This is a genomic window from Nitrosopumilus maritimus SCM1, from assembly GCF_000018465.1.
GTDB lineage: Archaea > Thermoproteota > Nitrososphaeria > Nitrososphaerales > Nitrosopumilaceae > Nitrosopumilus > Nitrosopumilus maritimus.
The window spans coordinates 667,615-685,939 of record NC_010085.1; the positions used below are offsets into that span (position 1 = coordinate 667,615).

31 protein-coding genes are annotated in these 18,325 nt (G+C 31.9%); 15 read left to right on the forward strand and 16 right to left on the reverse strand.

Annotation, left to right across the window (positions count from 1 at the left end; genetic code table 11):
- Nucleotides 1-5: 5 nt before the first annotated feature.
- Nucleotides 6-1,319 (reverse strand): hypothetical protein, encoded by a 1,314-nt coding sequence (locus NMAR_RS03935; RefSeq protein ID WP_012215118.1) that lies wholly within the window; start codon nt 1,317-1,319, stop codon nt 6-8.
- Between the two features lie 98 nt (nt 1,320-1,417).
- On the opposite strand from NMAR_RS03935, the gene NMAR_RS03940 reads away from it, so the two are divergent.
- Nucleotides 1,418-1,822, forward strand: coding sequence for a hypothetical protein (locus NMAR_RS03940; protein WP_012215119.1), 405 nt, complete (start codon nt 1,418-1,420; stop codon nt 1,820-1,822).
- On the opposite strand, the gene NMAR_RS03945 is transcribed toward NMAR_RS03940, so the two are convergent.
- Nucleotides 1,819-2,367: a DnaJ domain-containing protein gene (locus tag NMAR_RS03945; RefSeq protein WP_012215120.1), complete on the reverse strand. Its 549-nt coding sequence runs from the start codon at nt 2,365-2,367 to the stop codon at nt 1,819-1,821. The genes NMAR_RS03940 and NMAR_RS03945 overlap by 4 nt on opposite strands.
- 10 nt (nt 2,368-2,377) lie before the next feature.
- Nucleotides 2,378-2,821, reverse strand: a complete 444-nt coding sequence (locus tag NMAR_RS03950; protein WP_012215121.1) for an Lrp/AsnC family transcriptional regulator — start codon at nt 2,819-2,821, stop codon at nt 2,378-2,380.
- 123 nt (nt 2,822-2,944) lie between these two features.
- Here NMAR_RS03950 and NMAR_RS03955 point away from each other — a divergent pair, with 123 nt between their 5' ends.
- Nucleotides 2,945-3,172 carry a tetratricopeptide repeat protein gene (locus tag NMAR_RS03955; RefSeq protein WP_012215122.1) on the forward strand — a complete coding sequence of 76 codons (228 nt, stop codon included), beginning with the start codon at nt 2,945-2,947 and terminating at the stop codon, nt 3,170-3,172.
- Between the two features lie 54 nt (nt 3,173-3,226).
- Nucleotides 3,227-3,721 carry a tetratricopeptide repeat protein gene (locus NMAR_RS03960; protein ID WP_148680085.1) on the forward strand — a complete coding sequence of 165 codons (495 nt, stop codon included), beginning with the start codon at nt 3,227-3,229 and terminating at the stop codon, nt 3,719-3,721.
- On the opposite strand, the gene NMAR_RS09705 is transcribed toward NMAR_RS03960, so the two are convergent.
- A complete protein-coding gene (locus NMAR_RS09705) occupies nt 3,708-3,881 on the reverse strand; it encodes a hypothetical protein (RefSeq protein WP_012215124.1) in 174 nt (57 codons plus the stop codon). The two genes, NMAR_RS03960 and NMAR_RS09705, sit on opposite strands and share 14 nt — an antisense overlap.
- A gap of 76 nt (nt 3,882-3,957) precedes the next feature.
- On the opposite strand from NMAR_RS09705, the gene NMAR_RS03965 reads away from it, so the two are divergent.
- On the forward strand, nt 3,958-5,055 hold the full coding sequence (locus NMAR_RS03965; protein ID WP_012215125.1) for a radical SAM protein: 1,098 nt from the start codon (nt 3,958-3,960) through the stop codon (nt 5,053-5,055).
- On the opposite strand, the gene NMAR_RS03970 is transcribed toward NMAR_RS03965, so the two are convergent.
- From NMAR_RS03970 to NMAR_RS03985, 4 genes are all read right to left on the reverse strand, one after another.
- Nucleotides 5,052-5,357 (reverse strand): MTH1187 family thiamine-binding protein, encoded by a 306-nt coding sequence (locus tag NMAR_RS03970; RefSeq protein ID WP_012215126.1) that lies wholly within the window; start codon nt 5,355-5,357, stop codon nt 5,052-5,054. The genes NMAR_RS03965 and NMAR_RS03970 overlap by 4 nt on opposite strands.
- Before the next feature lie 37 nt (nt 5,358-5,394).
- On the reverse strand, nt 5,395-5,628 hold the full coding sequence (locus NMAR_RS03975) for a cytochrome c-type biogenesis protein (protein WP_012215127.1): 234 nt from the start codon (nt 5,626-5,628) through the stop codon (nt 5,395-5,397).
- A gap of 148 nt (nt 5,629-5,776) precedes the next feature.
- Entirely contained in the window at nt 5,777-6,067 is a 291-nt protein-coding gene (locus NMAR_RS03980; protein WP_012215128.1) for a hypothetical protein, read from the reverse strand.
- A 26-nt stretch (nt 6,068-6,093) separates the two neighbouring features.
- A complete protein-coding gene (locus tag NMAR_RS03985; RefSeq protein ID WP_012215129.1) occupies nt 6,094-6,921 on the reverse strand; it encodes an MqnA/MqnD/SBP family protein in 828 nt (275 codons plus the stop codon).
- Between the two features lie 85 nt (nt 6,922-7,006).
- On the opposite strand from NMAR_RS03985, the gene NMAR_RS03990 reads away from it, so the two are divergent.
- The 5 genes from NMAR_RS03990 (at nt 7,007) to NMAR_RS04010 (ending at nt 11,363) form a co-directional block, all read left to right on the forward strand.
- Complete coding sequence (locus NMAR_RS03990) at nt 7,007-7,912, forward strand: sugar isomerase (RefSeq protein ID WP_148680086.1); 906 nt, start codon at nt 7,007-7,009, stop codon at nt 7,910-7,912.
- Nucleotides 7,913-7,961: 49 nt separating this feature from the next.
- Nucleotides 7,962-10,154: an elongation factor EF-2 gene (locus tag NMAR_RS03995; RefSeq protein WP_012215131.1), complete on the forward strand. Its 2,193-nt coding sequence runs from the start codon at nt 7,962-7,964 to the stop codon at nt 10,152-10,154.
- A gap of 91 nt (nt 10,155-10,245) precedes the next feature.
- Nucleotides 10,246-10,824 (forward strand): hypothetical protein, encoded by a 579-nt coding sequence (locus tag NMAR_RS04000; RefSeq protein ID WP_012215132.1) that lies wholly within the window; start codon nt 10,246-10,248, stop codon nt 10,822-10,824.
- Nucleotides 10,825-10,867: 43 nt separating this feature from the next.
- Nucleotides 10,868-11,098, forward strand: a complete 231-nt coding sequence (locus tag NMAR_RS04005; protein WP_012215133.1) for a hypothetical protein — start codon at nt 10,868-10,870, stop codon at nt 11,096-11,098.
- A gap of 34 nt (nt 11,099-11,132) precedes the next feature.
- Nucleotides 11,133-11,363: a hypothetical protein gene (locus NMAR_RS04010; RefSeq protein ID WP_012215134.1), complete on the forward strand. Its 231-nt coding sequence runs from the start codon at nt 11,133-11,135 to the stop codon at nt 11,361-11,363.
- Nucleotides 11,364-11,365: 2 nt separating this feature from the next.
- Here NMAR_RS04010 and NMAR_RS04015 read toward each other — a convergent pair whose 3' ends face one another.
- Entirely contained in the window at nt 11,366-11,791 is a 426-nt protein-coding gene (locus NMAR_RS04015) for a hypothetical protein (protein ID WP_012215135.1), read from the reverse strand.
- 73 nt (nt 11,792-11,864) lie between these two features.
- Nucleotides 11,865-12,077, reverse strand: coding sequence for a hypothetical protein (locus NMAR_RS04020; RefSeq protein WP_012215136.1), 213 nt, complete (start codon nt 12,075-12,077; stop codon nt 11,865-11,867).
- 128 nt (nt 12,078-12,205) lie between these two features.
- Between NMAR_RS04020 and NMAR_RS04025 the strand changes: the two genes are divergently transcribed.
- Nucleotides 12,206-13,687 (forward strand): coiled-coil domain-containing protein, encoded by a 1,482-nt coding sequence (locus tag NMAR_RS04025; protein ID WP_012215137.1) that lies wholly within the window; start codon nt 12,206-12,208, stop codon nt 13,685-13,687.
- On the opposite strand, the gene NMAR_RS04030 is transcribed toward NMAR_RS04025, so the two are convergent.
- On the reverse strand, nt 13,679-14,296 hold the full coding sequence (locus NMAR_RS04030) for an O-methyltransferase (RefSeq protein WP_012215138.1): 618 nt from the start codon (nt 14,294-14,296) through the stop codon (nt 13,679-13,681). The genes NMAR_RS04025 and NMAR_RS04030 overlap by 9 nt on opposite strands.
- Nucleotides 14,297-14,391: 95 nt before the next feature.
- Between NMAR_RS04030 and NMAR_RS04035 the strand changes: the two genes are divergently transcribed.
- Nucleotides 14,392-14,769, forward strand: a complete 378-nt coding sequence (locus NMAR_RS04035; RefSeq protein ID WP_012215139.1) for a DUF6659 family protein — start codon at nt 14,392-14,394, stop codon at nt 14,767-14,769.
- Between the two features lie 30 nt (nt 14,770-14,799).
- On the forward strand, nt 14,800-15,156 hold the full coding sequence (locus NMAR_RS04040; RefSeq protein WP_148680088.1) for a hypothetical protein: 357 nt from the start codon (nt 14,800-14,802) through the stop codon (nt 15,154-15,156).
- Here the strand turns inward: NMAR_RS04040 and NMAR_RS04045 are convergent.
- On the reverse strand, nt 15,142-15,348 hold the full coding sequence (locus tag NMAR_RS04045; protein ID WP_148680089.1) for a hypothetical protein: 207 nt from the start codon (nt 15,346-15,348) through the stop codon (nt 15,142-15,144). The two genes, NMAR_RS04040 and NMAR_RS04045, sit on opposite strands and share 15 nt — an antisense overlap.
- A gap of 2 nt (nt 15,349-15,350) precedes the next feature.
- Nucleotides 15,351-15,563 carry a hypothetical protein gene (locus tag NMAR_RS04050; protein WP_012215141.1) on the reverse strand — a complete coding sequence of 71 codons (213 nt, stop codon included), beginning with the start codon at nt 15,561-15,563 and terminating at the stop codon, nt 15,351-15,353.
- Nucleotides 15,564-15,707: 144 nt separating this feature from the next.
- Between NMAR_RS04050 and NMAR_RS04055 the strand changes: the two genes are divergently transcribed.
- Nucleotides 15,708-15,884: a DUF1059 domain-containing protein gene (locus NMAR_RS04055; protein WP_148680090.1), complete on the forward strand. Its 177-nt coding sequence runs from the start codon at nt 15,708-15,710 to the stop codon at nt 15,882-15,884.
- Nucleotides 15,885-16,079: 195 nt separating this feature from the next.
- Nucleotides 16,080-16,352, forward strand: a complete 273-nt coding sequence (locus NMAR_RS04060; protein WP_012215142.1) for a DUF5615 family PIN-like protein — start codon at nt 16,080-16,082, stop codon at nt 16,350-16,352.
- Here the strand turns inward: NMAR_RS04060 and NMAR_RS04065 are convergent.
- Both NMAR_RS04065 and NMAR_RS04070 read right to left on the reverse strand, forming a co-directional pair.
- Entirely contained in the window at nt 16,349-16,915 is a 567-nt protein-coding gene (locus tag NMAR_RS04065) for a hypothetical protein (protein WP_012215143.1), read from the reverse strand. The two genes, NMAR_RS04060 and NMAR_RS04065, sit on opposite strands and share 4 nt — an antisense overlap.
- A 9-nt stretch (nt 16,916-16,924) precedes the next feature.
- Nucleotides 16,925-17,158 (reverse strand): hypothetical protein, encoded by a 234-nt coding sequence (locus NMAR_RS04070; RefSeq protein WP_012215144.1) that lies wholly within the window; start codon nt 17,156-17,158, stop codon nt 16,925-16,927.
- Nucleotides 17,159-17,233: 75 nt separating this feature from the next.
- Here NMAR_RS04070 and NMAR_RS04075 point away from each other — a divergent pair, with 75 nt between their 5' ends.
- A complete protein-coding gene (locus tag NMAR_RS04075) occupies nt 17,234-17,497 on the forward strand; it encodes a hypothetical protein (RefSeq protein ID WP_012215145.1) in 264 nt (87 codons plus the stop codon).
- A gap of 4 nt (nt 17,498-17,501) precedes the next feature.
- On the opposite strand, the gene NMAR_RS04080 is transcribed toward NMAR_RS04075, so the two are convergent.
- Nucleotides 17,502-18,314, reverse strand: coding sequence for a hypothetical protein (locus NMAR_RS04080; RefSeq protein ID WP_012215146.1), 813 nt, complete (start codon nt 18,312-18,314; stop codon nt 17,502-17,504).
- Nucleotides 18,315-18,325 lie beyond the last annotated feature (11 nt).

Sequence of the window (18,325 nt, forward strand, 5' to 3'; positions counted from 1 at the left end):
ATGAACTAAATTCTAATTCGATAATAATCCCATCGTTCTGGGTCAAACTTGGCCACAAATTCTGCTTGTTCCTTTTCAATTCTGGCATTAATTACATCTCTTAATGCAAAACTTGTAAGATACTTGAATTTTTTAGAATGTGCCTGCATTACAAACATGTGACGCATTTCACTGCCTCCTTTTAATCCCCAATACCCCATTTTAACTGCGATTGGCTCTAAAAACACTGTATTTCCCAAACCGTAATTTTCATCTCTAATCTCTTCTCTTAGGTGATAATTTTCTAATAGTCCACCTTTTGCATATCCTACAATTTCTCCGTTTTCATCATTTAATCTCAATGTGGTGATGATTGTGTCTGGATCCTTTACTGATTTTTCAAAATTATCTAAAAATTGTAATGGTCTTGGTAATTCTAGCAAAATATCGTGTAATGAATTAATGAATTCTGGTTCATTTCTAGTTGACATACATTCTATAGTTGGTATCAATTTGAGATTCTTGTATGCGCAATCAGCTTGAATTGTAATTTCCTGCTGTCTAATTCTCATAAATGATAAAACTGTATCAAAAAAGTTTTTTCTCATTTCATTTGAAAGTACTTTGAGAACTGGTTTTACCATATCTGTTTCTTTATTTAGTAATTCTTCAAAGTATGCCACTGCGCTTCTGACAATTAATGATGGTCTCCATGCAAGTGCATGCGCATTCATCTTGGCCATCTCCATAGCCTTTGCAAAGTCTCCTAATGCATACCCACTAATCCTGTCTACTACGGTAAGATACCATCCAATATCCATTATGTGTTTTTGATATTCTACATTGTTTCTTGTTAATTCTGAGTTTTGAAAACATTGTTTGATTTGTTCTTCTGCATTTTTTTTCAATTCCCCCATCCATGGATATGTTGTTCTTAAAATTAACACTTTGATAATTTCTAAATCAATATTTGCTGTTTTGATTAATTGACTAAGCTTTCTATCTGTTGCAATAAATTTTAAAACACTTTCTTCATGTGGTTTGTCTACACTTTTCTCTGGATCAAAGTCATGAAACAATGCTGCAACATACAGGTATTTTATATCATCATGTGTGAATTTTATTTTTTCTTGTTTTGATGCTAACAGTGAAAAATACGTTACCTCTAATTCATGGTTGATGTTGTGATATCCGTAATAATCTCTACCCAATCCTCTACTTTCAAACAAATCTATGGTGTAATCTAACATTTCAACATAACAATCATCTTCTAATCTGTTTTCTATTAGCAAATCCAAAATATTATTTCTCATAACTTGAGTATTTGCAAATATTTGCATAACCAAAAGTTCTTTCTCTTCTTTTTAAAGTTGATCTGAAAATGGAATGTTTTCTAATATGGAAAGATTCAATAGAATTGCAAATTTTTTGTTTTTAAATGACCGTGGATAAAAATCTCTTAAAATCTTTAATTGATTTTTCTGAATCAGACTCATTAGAATTTACACTTTATCTAAAAAACAATTCATATCCTCTTACTCACGTTCAAGTTTCTCATTCTTCTGTTCCTGTAAATGAACCTACAACTCGTGGAGGGGTATATTTTTCAGATAAATTTGCATACAAAATGAAAGGAACTGTTAATGATCTTTCAATTGTTCCTTTACTCACAAAGAAAATGCTTGGCCCAAATACTGAATTTGGTGAATTGAAAATAACAACTTCTATTACTCTTGAAAATAGCATAAAACACCTAGAAATTCATACAAATCTCACAAACAGTGTTCAAACCCCGAATTCTATAGAACTTAGTATGATTATTGTAAAATTGGAATCTGTCTAATCTACAAAATACTTGTCATATCTTTCTCTACTCTCTTCATCAGATAAAATCTCATATGCTTTGTTTAATTTTGACATCTCTTCTTCTGAATCTTCTTTTGTTTTGTCTGGATGTGTCTTTTTTGCAAGTTCTCTGAAACTTTTCTTTATTTCTTCTTGTGTTGCATCTCGTGACACTCTTAAAATCTCATAATAGTTTGGTAGTTCATCATTTCGTGCAGCTTCTCTGAATTCTTTATCTTTGATAGTATTTCTTCTAGTTCCAATCTCTTCATAATCATCCCCCCAATCTGAATGATATTTTTCATTTGTTTTGTCTTTTTTTGATTCTAATTCTTCTTTGTCATATGTTGTTTTTCTTCTAAGAATAACATCTCTTGCTAAAAACAAAAACAATCCAATCACTGCAATTGAAAATCCTCCAAAAATAATTATTTTTTCTTCATCTGATATCTCTAATTCCATATCTAGTTCTTTTTCTTGTGCATATGATGTTTGAACTAACAGTAAAACTAATGATATTAGAAAAATACTTGCAATCTTCAATGTTTTTTCACTATGATAATCTGAAATCTTCTTTTGCAGTATTTAATACTACATGTGTAATTGTATTTTCAACATTAGGGATTGAAGCCAATTTTTTAACAAATCTACTCAGCTCATTTCTTTCTTTAAATTTTGCAATGATTATGGTATCTGTGGAACCTGTAATGTCGTAAACTCCACAAACATTCTCAAATTTTGATATTTCTTCTTCAATATCTACAACTTTGTCATTTTTTGCAATGATTTCAATTATTGCAGTAAGCGAATATCCAAGTTTTTCATGATCAATTATTGCAGAATACCCGTTAATGATCTTCTCTTTTTCCATTTTTTTAATTCTTGATAGAACTGTTACAGTAGACATTCCAAGTTTTAGTGCTAATTGCCTTGCTGATAGTCGTGCATCCACCATCAAATTTCTGAGAATTTTTTCATCAGTTTTATCTAAATCCACACAGTCTATGCTTGAAAAATTTATTTAAATTTTCATTAATTTTCTGTAAATTTGTTTAATTTGTTAGGCTCGTATTCTTCAATGATTTTTCAAATTTAATACAAATACAAAATATCACTATTTGTGGAAAAAATCCAAGAACTTGTATTTCATGGTAAGGCTCTCTTAGAAGATGGAAAATTTGATGATGCCTTGGGATTTTTTGAACAAGCACTTCTTCTGAATCAAGAAGATCCTGATTTGTGGAATTACAAGGGTATCACATTACGAAGCCTTGGTAGATACGAAGAAGCAATGGATTGTTTTAACAAATCTCTAAAAATTGATCCTCGAGATAGACATTCTTCTTGATCTAATGTTGACAAATAGTGAATCTATATTATTAACAAAATATTATCTGGTATATTGAATAACATAGATCGTATGCTGGCTGAAGCCTATGAATGTGTTGAAGAAGGTGACTTTCATGATGCAATCAGTCTTTATGATCTTGTACTCAAACGCGAGCCTTCAAACATTGGAGCTCTAATCGATAAAGGTGTAACACTGCAAAATATGGGCCGAATAAAACTTGCAGTCAGAACTTATGATAAAGCATTATTGCTTTCTCCTCAAAACATCGATGCATTACTAAATAAAGGAACTGCATTACATTCTGCTCAAAAATATGATGAAGCAATGGAATGTTATGATGCTGTTTTAAAAGTTGATAAAAAATGTGCAATGGCATTGGCATACAAGGGATTGTCTTTAGGAGAAACTGGAAAACTTCAAGATGCATTAAAACATTTTAAGAAAGCATTATCCATCGACAAAGAATTTGATTTAGCAAGTATTTCAAAAGATATTGCTAAAGATTTACTAAAATCAATTAATCAGAATAAAATCAAAACACAGTAACATCCCCTGGAGCAGGTTCTTTATTCATCTCTTTTTCATGCGATTCAAAAAATTCTGTATGTTCTGAATTTTGATGTTTTCTAAGATCCTCCAAATTCTCAAATCCTTCATGACATAGATAGCATTTTGGCTTGTGTTCATCTACTAAAGGGAGTACCATATTCTGATATTCCTGTTTGCCTACTTATTTCTTGAGCCTGACTAAGGAATATATCATGATGAGGTTGTTTTATGGTATGTTGGAGCAATTAGTAGGTGACTCTAAGGCATTAGATCGAGCAATTGCAGGAGAAGATTTGTCCTACAATGACGGTATGGATTTGATGAATTATGATAATTTACATCTTCTTGGTGCAGTTGCTGATGCTCGAAGAAAAGAGTTGGTTGGTGATACTGTAACTTTTGCAGCATCTTATTACATGAATTACACAAATGTCTGTGCTGCAAGTTGTCAAATGTGTGCCTTTTACCGAAAAGATGGTGCTGAAGATGCATATACGCTAACTCCTCAAGAAATTGAACAAAGAGTTGGAATTGCAAAACAAATGGGAGCAACTGAAGTACACATTGTTGGAGGATTTCATCCAAAACTTCCATTAGAATACTATGAAGACATGATGAGAATAATCAAAAAACATCATCCTCAACTAAACATTAAAGCATTAACTGCTGCAGAAATTTTCTATTTATCAAAACTGACAAAAAATTCTACTAAAGAAATTTTATCTCGTTTAAAAGATGCTGGACTTGATTCAATGCCTGGTGGTGGTGCTGAACTATTTCATCCAGAAATTAGAAAACAAATTGTTCGAGGAAAATGTACTGGACAAGAATGGTTAGATGTAATTGAAGAAGCACATACCATGGGAATTCAAAGTAATGTAACTATGCTTTATGGACATATAGAAAAACCTGAGCACATTGTTGATCATCTCATTAAAATTCGTGACTTGCAAAAAAAGACAAATGGATTTATCACTCTTATTCCTCTCAAATTTAGCCTTGATAATACTGAATTAGAACAAGAACATTTAGTAAATAATGAATGTTCTTCTGTGTATGACTTGAGAGTGATTGCATTGTCTCGTTTAATGCTTGCAAATTATTTGAACAACATTTCTGTTTATTGGGTAGCATATGGTAAGAAACTTGCTCAAGTAGCATTATCTAATGGTGGTAGTGATCTTGTTGGTACTGCCTTTTCTGAAGAAATTTATCGCGCTGCAGGAAAAGCAACTAACTCTTCAGTAGATGAACTCGCAACTATGGTAAAAGAGATAGGACGTGTTCCTGCACAACGAAATACTCATTTTGGAATTTTAAAGAATTTTTAATTTAGATGTTTTTTAATAGATTCTAATTTTTCTTCTCCACTTTGCTGTTTGTCTTTCCTTGAATCAATTTTTATTATTACTTCCACTCTGTCAATTCCTAAATTATGCACTGTTTCAGTCATTTGTTTTGTAGCTTTATTGATTGTCTCCATGTCATCCGATTCTAAAATGGTGCCCATTGGATTAATTTCATATTTCAGATTTTCAATTTTTTGAATTGATTCAATTGCTTTTGCAATGTAAAAACTTGCGCTGGTAGTTTTTGTTGCCATTGGATAAACGCTAATTTCTGCATGAATCATTTCTTTTCTTTATTTTTTGATATACAAAAAGATTAAACTATTCTGCAGGTTTTTTCTCTGTTCTTTTTGCACTGCCTTTTCTGCGTCTTGCCCCAAAACTTATCAAAACCAGTAAAAATCCTACACCAATCAACAATCCATACAATAATTGTAGTGCTTGATTTTCATCTTCTGCTACCATTAAATCGATAATCTCTTCTTCAGTCATTCCTACATGGCCTGTTGGTCCTTGACCTGTTGTAACTCCAATTATCACGCCTACAATAATCATGATCATGCCTCCTGCAAAAATTTTCTTATCTATTAACACCAACTGATATTATTTTGAATCTATCATATATTAGGAATTGGATGTAAAACTCACAGTTATCCATTTTTTAGGTATGGTTAATGATGCTGTGTCTGTTTTCTAAAAATTTCTAAAATCCTTCTGGCGGTCTTTGCACAAATACATTACAAATGAGTGCATCTGTCTTTTTGTCTCTATATTGCACATTACATGAAACAAATTTTCCTTTTAATGCTCTTTCTAGATCTTCTTTCGTTTTTTCTTCGTATTGTGGTTGATCTGGATTGTCAATTTTACTCATGATTATTTTTTCAACTTTACCATATTCTTCTTGATTGTCTTTTCTAGTGTGACTGATTAGTAATTCAAATGCGTTATTTGTAAGAATGTTGATGACCGCACCACCAATACCATCTCCCATAATTTTTTCCTCTTTTTGTTCTATAATTACTTGATGGCGATGCTTAATTCAAAATCTGGAACAAGATCTTTTTCTTTTGCCATTTCAAACACCCTTCGAATTGATTCTTCTCCAGCATCTCCCATGTTTACAGTTACTTTATTGACATACATTTTTACAAATTTTTCAATCAAATCTCTTGGTTTTCCCCTAGAGTATTGCATTGCATATTCTATTGCATCTTCTAAATTATCTAATCCATACTCAATTGATGCTTGTAGATACTTGTCAAATTTGTGGATTGTATCCATTCCCAAATCTGTTTTCATAACATTGATTCCTAGTGGAACTGGTAATCCATTTGTGGTTTTATCCCACCATTCTCCTACATCTAGAATTTTGACATTTCCTTCCTGTGCATATGATAATTGTGTCTCATGAATTACCAATCCTGCATCAACTTTACCTGATTTTACAGCCTCTGGAATATCACTAAAATTCATTTCAACATAATCAAACTTTCCAATCATTAATTGTAGCAACAAAAATGCAGATGTCATCTTTCCTGGAATTGCAATTTTACATTTTTTTATCTCATCAATAGTCATCTGTCCTCTTGCAGTAACAATTGGACCATATCCAATTCCAAAACTTCCACCACTACGCAATATTGTGTATCCTGGGATGTATGCGCAAGCATGTACTGAAACTGCTGTGACATCTAATTGCGGATCAGTAGCTTTCTGATTTAATTTCTCGATATCTTCAATGACATGATTCACTTTGAAATCTGGTGATGGAACTTTTCCTGTAAACATTCCATAAAACATGAATGCATCATCTGAATCAGGAGTATGACCTACTGAAATTTCCATATTTTTCTCCAAAGACAGTCGTAATAAAAATCAAAACATGATCAGAATAGGTTTTCTAATATATGCCGAAAATTCATTCAACTTTGTGAATACCATTGATGCATTTGAGAAAGACATTCATCTGCAAGTTGATTTTCTAAAATCCTTTAAAAAACAAAAACCAATTTCAAAATCTCTTCAAAAAAATACTATTTTTACTGGCAGTGGGGATTCGTTAATCTCTTCAATGCTTGCTGAATCTTTTTCAGAGGGCATGGTACACGCAATGGATCCGTTAGATTTGTACAAGAACAAACATTTGGTAAAATCAAAACGAGTATATTTTGTTTCCATCTCAGGAAATACAATTACAAACATCAAAGTTGCTAAACTAACAAAAAAATCAATTGCAATCACTTCAAAATCTGATAGCAGACTAGCAAAAGCATCTGATGATGTAATTTTACTAGATGCTCCAACTAATCATGTCTTCACTGCAGGAAGCATCACCTTTTTGGAAAGTGCCCTTACTTGTATCTCCCTTGTTAAACCTCTCTCTATTTCAAAATCTGAGGAAGTATTCAAGAAAGCAAAGTTTGATGCCAAAAAATCCAACCTCTCAAAAAAGGTCTATGTTCTAGGCAACCTCTTGACATTTCCTATTGCAATGTTTTGTGCAGCCAAATTCTATGAGGTATTGGGATATGATGTGCATTATTCTAGAATAGAACAGTTCTCTCACATGGAGTTATTTTCTGCAAAAAGGAGTGACACTGTGATAATCTTTGAAGAAAAAAATACTCACAACAGACAACTTGCTAAAAATTTGGCCAGAGTTGGCATTAACGTGATTCATCCTAATCTTCCATCTGGTAAGATACCACAACTATTGTATTGCATATTTTTCTCCGAATTTCTTGCACTCTATGAGGCAAAAAAGAAACACAAGAAAGATTGCCATTTTGTTACTGCAAAAAAGATTCGTAATGTAAGCAACCAAATGATCTATTGATCTTTTTGCAAGGCTAAGGTTTAATAGCTGAATCCTAGGGTTTGCGAATATGGTAAAATTCAAGTCAACTAGCGATGTTATGAAAATTATCAAAAATAAGGATCAGATCCGAAACTTTGGTGTAATTGCTCACGTTGACCATGGAAAAACTACCATGAGTGACAGCCTTTTAGCTTATTCTGGAATCATTGCGCCATCTGCTGCTGGAAAAGCACTTGCCATGGACTTTGATAAAGAAGAACAACAAAGAGGAATTACAATTTATCAAGCAAACGTCACTTTACTCTTTCAACAAAAAGACAAAGAATACGTCATTAACATGATTGATACCCCTGGACACGTTGACTTTAGTGGAAGGGTAATTCGTAGTCTTAGAGCAATTGATGGTGCAGTTGTTGTTTGTGATGCAGTTGAAGGTATCATGACTCAGACTGAAACTGTAACTAGAATGGCTCTTGAAGAGAGAGTAAAACCTGTATTGTTTATCAACAAAGTAGACAGACTCATCAAAGAATTACGTTTAACTCCTGAAAAAATGCAGGCGCAACTTGCAGAAGTTGTTTCAAACTTTAACCAATTAATTGATACTTATGCTGAACCAGAATACAAAGAAAAATGGAAAGTTTCAATTCAAGATGCTAGCGTGACGTTTGGTTCTGCAAAAGACAGATGGGCAATCAATGTTGATTTGATGAAAGAGAGAGGAATTACATTCAAAGACGTTATTGATGCATATGAAAATGAAAAGGTTGCAGACCTAGTCGAGAAAGCACCTTTAGCTGATGCAGTACTTGGAATGGTTGTAAAACATCATCCAGCTCCTGCTGAAGCTGTGAAATACAGAATTCCGCAAATTTGGAAAGGTGATTTGGATTCTGATGTTGGTAAAGCGTTACTCTCATGCAGTGATGATGGTCCAACAATTATGATGATTGTAAACATGGTATTAGATCCTGCAGCAGGACCTGTTGCAATTGGAAGGTTGTTCTCTGGAACAATCAAAGATGGACAAACTATTCAAATTATAGATGAAAAACGTGAAGGAAGAGTTCAATCTGTTAACTTTTTCATGGGAAACCAAAGAGAACAAGTAGGTGAACTTGGAGCTGGAAACATTCCTGCATTATTGGGATTAACTGAAGCTAGAGCAGGTAATACACTATCTACTGTTAAAGATATTCCAATGTTTGAAGGTGTCAAATACGTTTCAGAACCTGTTGTTCAAGTTGCAATTGAACCAAAACATCCTAAAGATTTACCTAAACTAGTTGAAGTTCTCAAACAATTAACAATCGAAGATCCTAACCTTGTCGTAAAGATTGATGAGGAGAGTGGTGAGACTATTGTTGCAGGTATGGGTGTATTGCACTTGGATGTTGCAACTCACCGTATTCAAGATGCTAAAGTCGAGATTGTAACTTCTGAACCTTTGATTAACTACAGAGAAACTGTCAAAGCTGGTTGTGAACCAATTATGGCAAAATCCCCAAACAGACACAACAAGATTTTCATGAAAGTAGAGCCACTCGAGCCTGAAATTGCTACTATGCTTAGAACTGGTGAAATCAGTGACATGAAAGACAAGAAAGTAGTCTCTGATTTGCTCAAAGGTGCTGGATGGGATACTGATACAATCAAGAGAGTTATGAAATTTGATTCTCGTGGTAATGTTTTGATTAACGGAACAAAAGGTGTTCAATTTGTACAAGAATCAACTGATTCTATTAATTCTGGATTTGATGAAGTAATGAAAGAAGGCCCTCTCTGTAAAGAGCAAATGAGAGACTGTAAATTCACATTCACTCACTTTGTTCCTCATGAGGATACTGCACACAGAGGTCTATCTCAATTAGGACCTGCATCTCGTAGAGCATGTATGGGGGCATTACTTACTGCAGGAACTGCTGTACTTGAACCAACCTTAGCAATTGAAGTTCGTGTACCAACTGATTTGGTAGGAAATGTTGCAACTGTTCTTTCAGGAAAACGTGGTAAAGTTCTAGATATGGCTCAAAAAGGTGCATCAAGTATTGTTACTGGAGAGATACCAGCTTCTGAAACCTTTACGCTATCTGAAGAGATGAGAGGTCAAACAGCCGGTCGTGCAACATGGAATACTTCATTCAAAGCATGGACTGAAGTCCCAAAATCAATGTTGTCTGCTGCAGTCTCTGATATTCGAAAGAGAAAAGGTCTTGCTCCAGATCCACCTGGTGCAAACGAATTCATCGATAAAGAGTAAAACCACTCATACGTTTTCAAATATTCTTGATTTTTCTTATTCCGCAATTTTTTAATAGTTGACCTACCAATAATAGGTTGACCTAGATGAAATGAGTCAATCTGAGCCTACTTTAATGATGTATGAGCGTGAAAGGATAATTCTAGAGCATATCAAAGAAAATCCTGATCTGCATCATAATGCATTACTAAAACTAATAGTTCCAAAATTCATGGCAAAAACTACTTTTGAGAAAACTCGTGACTCTCTTATTGAGAAAGAGATCATCTTGGTAAATTCTAAAAGTAATATGAAATTCTATCATCTTACTGAAAATTACACTCACAAAGCAGCACAGCACATTGAGCAAACTACAAACAATTCTTTTCATGATCTTAAAATTCAAATCAAACGATTAGAAACTGATTTTCCTCATAAGGACATTGATGAAAAAATAAACATTTCAAATTCTATTTTGAGACGGTTATTGCAAACCGACAACGGCTTTACGATTTTGGATGCTATTAAAAATCCTAAAAAAACATTGTATAGAGACGAGCATTTAACAATTCAACAACTAATCTACCAAGTTTATGCGATAATTCAAAATGATAAGGACTCTGAATTATTGGTTCCAACAATTATTAGTTTTCTAGGAGTTATTGTGCCAAAAAATCCATCAGATAAATAGTATATTCTTTAGTTATTTATTCAGGTTCATTTTAGAATAATTCATGGGACTATTATACACAAAATTTTATCTTGATTTTGATGAAGATGATTGGAATCAAATTTCAAATGATCCTATAATATTTCAGACCAAAAAAGAAAATGTTACTTTGGAGATTGAAGACGCATCTCATAACTTTTACAAACTACATTTTAGAGAAGGTGGAAAAATTCAGATGTTCCGAGTTACTGGAAGATTTCGACTAACTTGGAATGATGATGATGTTTTGGATTAGAAAAATTATAATGGGCTTTATCTGAATTGGAATTATGTCTTTAAATGAGCAAGTTTCTAAAATTTTAGAAAACTTTGATAATACATCATCAGAAGAAATTATTGATGTCTTAAAGCAAATTCAGCCTCAATTTAAGAGCAATTTGACATTAGAATACCTTGATGGAAAAATTCAGAAAATTGTGGATATTGAAGATGAATCTGAAAAAAAGAAACAATGCAAAGCATTGACTCCTTACTTGGATTGGTATTTGCAAGGACTATAATTTTATTCTGAAAATTCTTTTATTTTCTTTAATGCTGTTTTTATGATCTCTATATCATTTTTTGCTGCTGCTAAATCCCCTACTAAATTCACAAAATATTCGTGACCTGTGTTTTGTGCTTTGTCAATATCTGATTCATAACACATCAGTGCTTTTTCAAAGAATGAAATTTCATTACTAAGATTTTGCATTGCTTGGATATCGTTAATACTGGTTTTGATCTTTTCAACCACTTCATCAATTTTTGGAACTGTTTTCATTGCTTGTTGATTCAAAACTGATGCAAACATGGCAGCAGAATCTTTTAGTTCTGGACTTTGTGCAATTGTACGTAATCTTTTTCGATAATGCTCTAGTGATTTTAATACAATTTCATATCCTCCCTCATCTTTTAGGAAAATTGCTCCCATCCACACTTTTTCAGCCATTACAAAAAGTGGTAGTTGTTATGATATAATTTAGTTGTCACAAGATCTTATGGTGATGTATTTTTTTTGAGAATTATTCTCCTGAATCAAAATTTTCTTGAATTGGTGGTTGATTTCTACTAATAAGATATAACAAAATCCCTGCTACGCCTACACCTATTCCTGAAAGACCCACAAATGTTCCAATGTTTTTAATTAATCTCAAAACAGGTTGTACTTGACCTATTTCAATTGAATAAAACATTACCAATCCTGCTAGAAACATCCCTCCTCCTATGAAGATCATTGATGTCCCTGCACGCATAATTTGTTGACAATTTTCTGATTAATAAATCACCTAAAATTTATGCGTGGGTAAATTTTTTTTAAAAAGTTATTTTTACTAGACTATGAGAAAATTAACCAAGGCCTGATATGTCACAATTGACTCTTTCCCAAACAATTGAAAATGTACAATCTCTGATTGATTCTGGAAATGGTGATCCTGGAAGATTATATCACATACTAGAGTGTCTAAAAAATAATCGTCCACTATACCATTCTGATCAAAATTATCTTGAACAAAAACTAGAATCCTCATTTAGTCTCGAAGATGAATCAGAACCTGTTACTGGCAGTGATGTTCTGCCAAAAATACAAGAACTAATCAACTCAGGAAATGGTGATCCTGGAAGATTACAGCATATTTTTGACATGATTTCAAATAACAAAACTCTGTATCATTCTGATGCTGCATATTTAGAATCAAAACTAAATGAACCTATTACTCCAAAATCTGCAGAGTATACAACAATTCATGAATCGCAACATACAGAAACAATCCCTCCTCCAAAACCTCAACCTGAAGTAAAACCCACACCTGAAGAAAAACCTGTGTCTAGAGGAAGTATGCCAAAAGGATGGAACTCTTCATTAGACTCTACAGAAATTGAAAAAATTTCTAAAGATATTCAAAAAGAAGAAGAAAAAATCCAAAAACAAAAATCAATTTCAAGTGAAATTGATGCGCACCGTTCAAAATTAACACAATTAGTATCTCATCGAAAAGAATACGAGCAAAAAGTAACTCAAGAAAAAGCAACATTAGAAGCACAAATTCAAGAAGAACGTCTAAAAATTAAATCTCAGACAAAACTTTCTGAAGAAATTATTGCTCAAAAAGAAGAATTGGCTAAAGTGAAAAAAGAGCGAACTAACATTATTAAAAATATTAATCTAGAAAAAACAAAAATTTCAAAAGAACTTGCACAACAAAAGCGCCAACTAGCTCAAGCACAATTAGAACAAGAGAAAATAGAAAAACAAGTTGAAATTGAACAAACCCTGCTCACAAATATGATTGAAGAACAAAAATCACGCTTACTTGAACAAGCATCTATTGCAAATGAAATCAAATCAAAACAAAGTGACTTGGAAAAAACTAAGAAAGATTACGAATTTATCGTTTCACAAGTCAATGAAGAAAAAGCAAAATTTGCAGAATCTGAAAAACTCAAGAATTTGATAAAATCTCAAGAGACAGATTTGATAAAAGCAAAAGAAGAACGTCTTACTTTGATAAACACCATCTCTAAAGAAAAAGAAGCAATAACCAAAAAAACTAATGAAGAAAAAGAACGTCTAAAATCTCAAGAAAACTTAGCAAAACAACTCAAAAAAGAAGAAAAAGTCTATGAATCACTTAAAAAGAAACGTGAAAAAACAGAACAACAAATTAAATTAAAGAATCAAAAATTAAAAGAAAAACAACAAAAGCTAAAAAAACAAATCTCTGAAAAAGACAAAAAACTCAAATCATTAAATTCAAAAAAGACTACTGCCAAAAAACCTGCTAAAAAAACTACAAAAAAAGCAGTGACCAAAACTAAAAAATCTGTAAAGAAAAAATCATCTTAACTTTATTGTAATTTCTTCACCATTTCCTATTGGTGAAGTTATAGTTCTAACATTTTGAATTGCTTGTATGTGTGATGAATATTCTTTCATACTTTCTCTATATTTTTCAGGATATAACATGTTGTCTGTAACAATTACTCCGCCTACTGATACCATGGGTAATATCATATCAAAATATTCAATAACATTTTCTTTATCTGCATCAATTAATACAAAATCAAAAAATACTTTGTAATCTTCATTCAAACTGAGTTCTTGTAAAATTTGCATTGCCAATCCTTCTTGAATTGCTATGTGTTCTGAAACATTTGCATTTTGAAAGTTCTCTTTTGCTCTTTGAATTTTTTTTGCATTTTGTTCTATTGTTATTATTTTTCCATTATTCTCAATAATTGCTTCAGCACACCATATTGTTGAATATCCTACCGACATTCCAACCTCTAGCATATTTTTTGCATTTTTTAGACGTATTAGCATATTGAGTAATTCTCCCGTTTCTTTTGTTATTGCTAACATTCTTTCATCAGATGAAACATTTACTTGTCTTGATTTTTCTAATGATGATTGTTTTTCTAATTTTTCTAAAACTTCGAAAATTGCTTTATTCATTTTTCTGTGTTTGTGATATCTTATCCTTGTATTAGTATTCTAAGATCTAATTTCATCTTTATTAGATTATATTTGCCCCTAATTTTTCTTCTAATATGGCAGCAAAGAAAATCGATCTGCTTGATATTGTTCAAAAAATCATTAATTTGGATTCTAAAATGAGATTTGCTGCAATAATTGACCCTAAAGGAAACATCCGAGAGGCAATTATGAAGACAGGAAAAACAAACCTCAAATCTCAAAAAGAAGAAGAGCATTTCTGCAAACAAGTTGCCCAAAGACGTGCTATGAGAAAAGAATTTGATAGATCTTTAGGTAAAGTTCGTTATGTTCATGTTGAAAGAGAAAAAGTATCTCAAATGGTAGTTTATGCAAAAAGAAACATCATCTATTTTACAATGGAACCTGAGATGCCAATTAACACCAAAATCAGACTAATCACAAAAATCAAAAAACTTACTGCAGGTCTTTAAGTTAATTTTGACTTTGGATTTCTTATCCTAATGACCTTTCAAAAATATCTTGGTGACTCAAAGATGTTTGAATATGACAAACATTATAGAAATTGTCAACAGTTTGATAAACCATTCATTAAGGCAAAAATTAATCCTCACCATGGAAATTATTTTGTACAAATTGATTTGATGACTTGTAATTACAAATTCTCAAAAAATGATGAAGAAGAATTAAAAAAAATGGCTAATAATGAAAATGATTTTTTAGAATTAAATTCTGAGTCAAAATTAGAAGGGTTTAGTATTACTTCTGAACTTGCATGGTTTGACGGTGTATCTTTGAAAAATCTTGATTCTTTTTGTAATGCTCTTTATGATTTAACTCAGAATTCAAAATCGAATTAAATTTTTTAGTATCTTGTCTATCACTTTGAGTTCTTCTTTTCTTTCTTTAATTGTTGTTTCATTCCATTTTTTTACAAATTCTGATTTTTGGTCTAACTTTTCTAATTCTTGAATGTATTTTACAAGATGGATTTTGTAATCATGTAACAAATCCAAATGCTTGTTGTGGTTTTTTTCTGTAGGTGTTGGCATTTTTACTCATCTGTAATATCAGGAAACATCTCTTTAATTCGTATCTTGTCTTTTTCCATAGCCTCTATTCTTTTTTCAAGGTGATTCTTAATAACTGGATTTTGTTCTTGTTTTTCTTCTTCTCTGATATCTGAAATTGTTTTTGCTAGTGATCTATAGTATTTGATATGATTTCTCTTAGATTCTTCTGATTTGTCTTCTTCTTTTACATCCACAAAGTGGTTAAATTTTTGCAAAATATGTACTTGATGCTCTTGACTATTTTCTAACTAATGATTATCCAAAATTACTCTCAATTTTAAACAAATTTTCAGATTTATTCCATTCTTGCTTTTATTTCCCTATTTTAATAATTTTTTATGGTCAACATTAGATGTGATGAATGTGGCTTTGACTGCGATTATTTTGTAGAGGGGGAAATGGAGCAGGTAGTTTTTGCATATTGGAATCATATGGCAAAAGAACACGGAATAGAATATTCTCCTGAAACATTAGGCAGATATGTCAAAAAGAAGATTTTGGCAATCTCTTCCTAGAATTAACCAGTTTTAAAAATAGAATTAAGCTTAAAAATAAATTTTGTAATGTATATCATGACATTTCCATTGGATTCTGTAAAGTCATGCCCCAAATGCGGCTGTGAATACTGTAAACTCAAAGTTTGCCCTGCATGTGGTCATGATTTGTCCTGATAATTTTACACTAATATTGAAATCAAATTCAGTTCTATTATGAAAATTCTTGTAGATGAAAATCTAGATGGTATGGATGATCGTCTCAAAGAACATGGTTATGATGCATTAAGTGTGAGAAAACTTAACATGGCTGGAGAAAAACTTGGTTCTGATTTTTCAATAATACAATATGCTCAAAAAAATCACTTGATAATTGTCACAAAAGACAAAGAATTTCGTAAAGCAAGCGAAGAAAATGATTTTCCATTAATTCTTTTAGATGATGAAGAAATACTCAAAGTAATTATTGAAAAACTAAAAAAATTCTAATTGACATTTTTTGCATCCCTATGAGATATTCTCAAGTTTGCTAAAATTTCATTTAGAAACACATCTTCGGGTTGATGTGAAATGTTTGTCATGATTGCTTGCCAACAATCATCAATCTTTCTATTAATTTGTGGAAACATTTTGTCTTTTCTAAATGTGGGATAAAATGACAATAACTTCATGATTCCATCAGTTGACTGAACAATTTGGATTAAATGAATAATTGATCTTAATCTTTCATGAAATGAAAGATTTTCTGCTTTACTAATGTTATCAAAATTTTCTATTTCTTCAAAAATCGTTTTGATTTCACTATGAAGGTTCTTTAATTGATTATTTACTGATTCATACAAATTCACTAATTCATATTCAATGTGGGCTCTACTGTGAACTCTTTTTTCGATATCTCCAGACTCTACAAGAGCACTAATCTCTCTATACACTGTTTTTTCATTTCCAACTTTTTCCATGACTCTTTTGGCTAATTCTGTGCCTCTAATCCTTCCATTCTCGTTTAGAATTCTAATAATTTCGATTCTGATAATTTCTGAATTTTTATCCAATGTTTTCTCCTATTTTTGATATTTTGCTATAACTTTGTCTTGACCCATCTCACTAATTTCTTTTGCCAGTTGTTCTAGAATATCTATTCCTTTTTTGATTGGTTCTTTTGGGATGTTTTTGTTTTCTAATTTTTGTTTTAGGACCATTTTTTCATTATTTACAAAACTAATCAAAGGAACATTTTCTCCCATGTTTAGATTGATGAAAAAATCAATGTATTCTTCTGCCGTACCAATACCCATACTAGAGGATTTCTTATCTGGTATTTGTTTGCACTCTGAATTAGATTAAAATAATTTTGAAGATTACCCTATTTCATGGATTCTTGTGATCGACGTGTTCGAGCATACAAAAATGGCAAAACTCTTGAACAATGCAAAGAAATAGCTGAATCTCTGAATCCTAAATTCAAAGATCATATTGAACAAAATGGAAGACTTCTTTGGTCTCAAATTTTAGAACAAGTTGATCATGATGAATTAATCTACAAATTTACCCTGAAATTTTTGAGAAGAGATGGATATGATATTGGCAATCATAAACGTCCTCATGTGAAAAAATTTAATCATTGGTTTACCTAAAAACTTAGATTTTACAGCTTCCATCTGGGTTACGTAATTTTTTTGCCATAATGTATGGTGTTGCTAACAATATTGGTATAGATACTGCAATTAGTAATGTCTGTAATTGCGCTAATGCAAGTGATAGTGCAATTCCACTTGCTGTTCCAATAAATAATGAGAAAAACGTGCCTGCACAGGTTGGGCATGCAATGAATGCACCTACAACTGCACCTATTCCACTCATTCCGCTTCCTTGTTTAGAAAACGTGTATGCACTAACTGCAATTGATGTATTTAATCCAACTAAATATGACACAATAATTTGTAGTACCAAATTGATTGGAATTATTTGTAATCCGATATGCTCAGTAAGATAGATGATTACTTTTGGCATGTATCCTAACTCACCACAACACGGTGCGATAAACCCTGAAGGGATTTCTGCTCCATAATGTATTGAAAATGTAACTTCTGGTTGATACACTAGTGTTCCTGATACTAGTGCAAAAAATATTCCATACCCTACAAATGTTGCAACAAAAATTTTCCTTGATTTTTTATTCCATGTAATTAGTGCAATTATCGTTGAAAGATCTTTTTCATTTCTTTCAATTTTTCCTTTATGATATCTATACATTCCAAGTGCAATTGCTCCAAATGATGCAATTAATGCTACATAAAACAGGTATGCAATTCTTTGAATTGCCTCAATTGCGCTAGGTGTTAGTAACTCTGAATCTTGATATCTTGCATAAATAATGAATAATATTGCAATCGCAACAAATCCTATGACAATTAGTTTTTTGCCTTTGCTAATCGAATTTGATTGCTCCATAATGTCTCTGT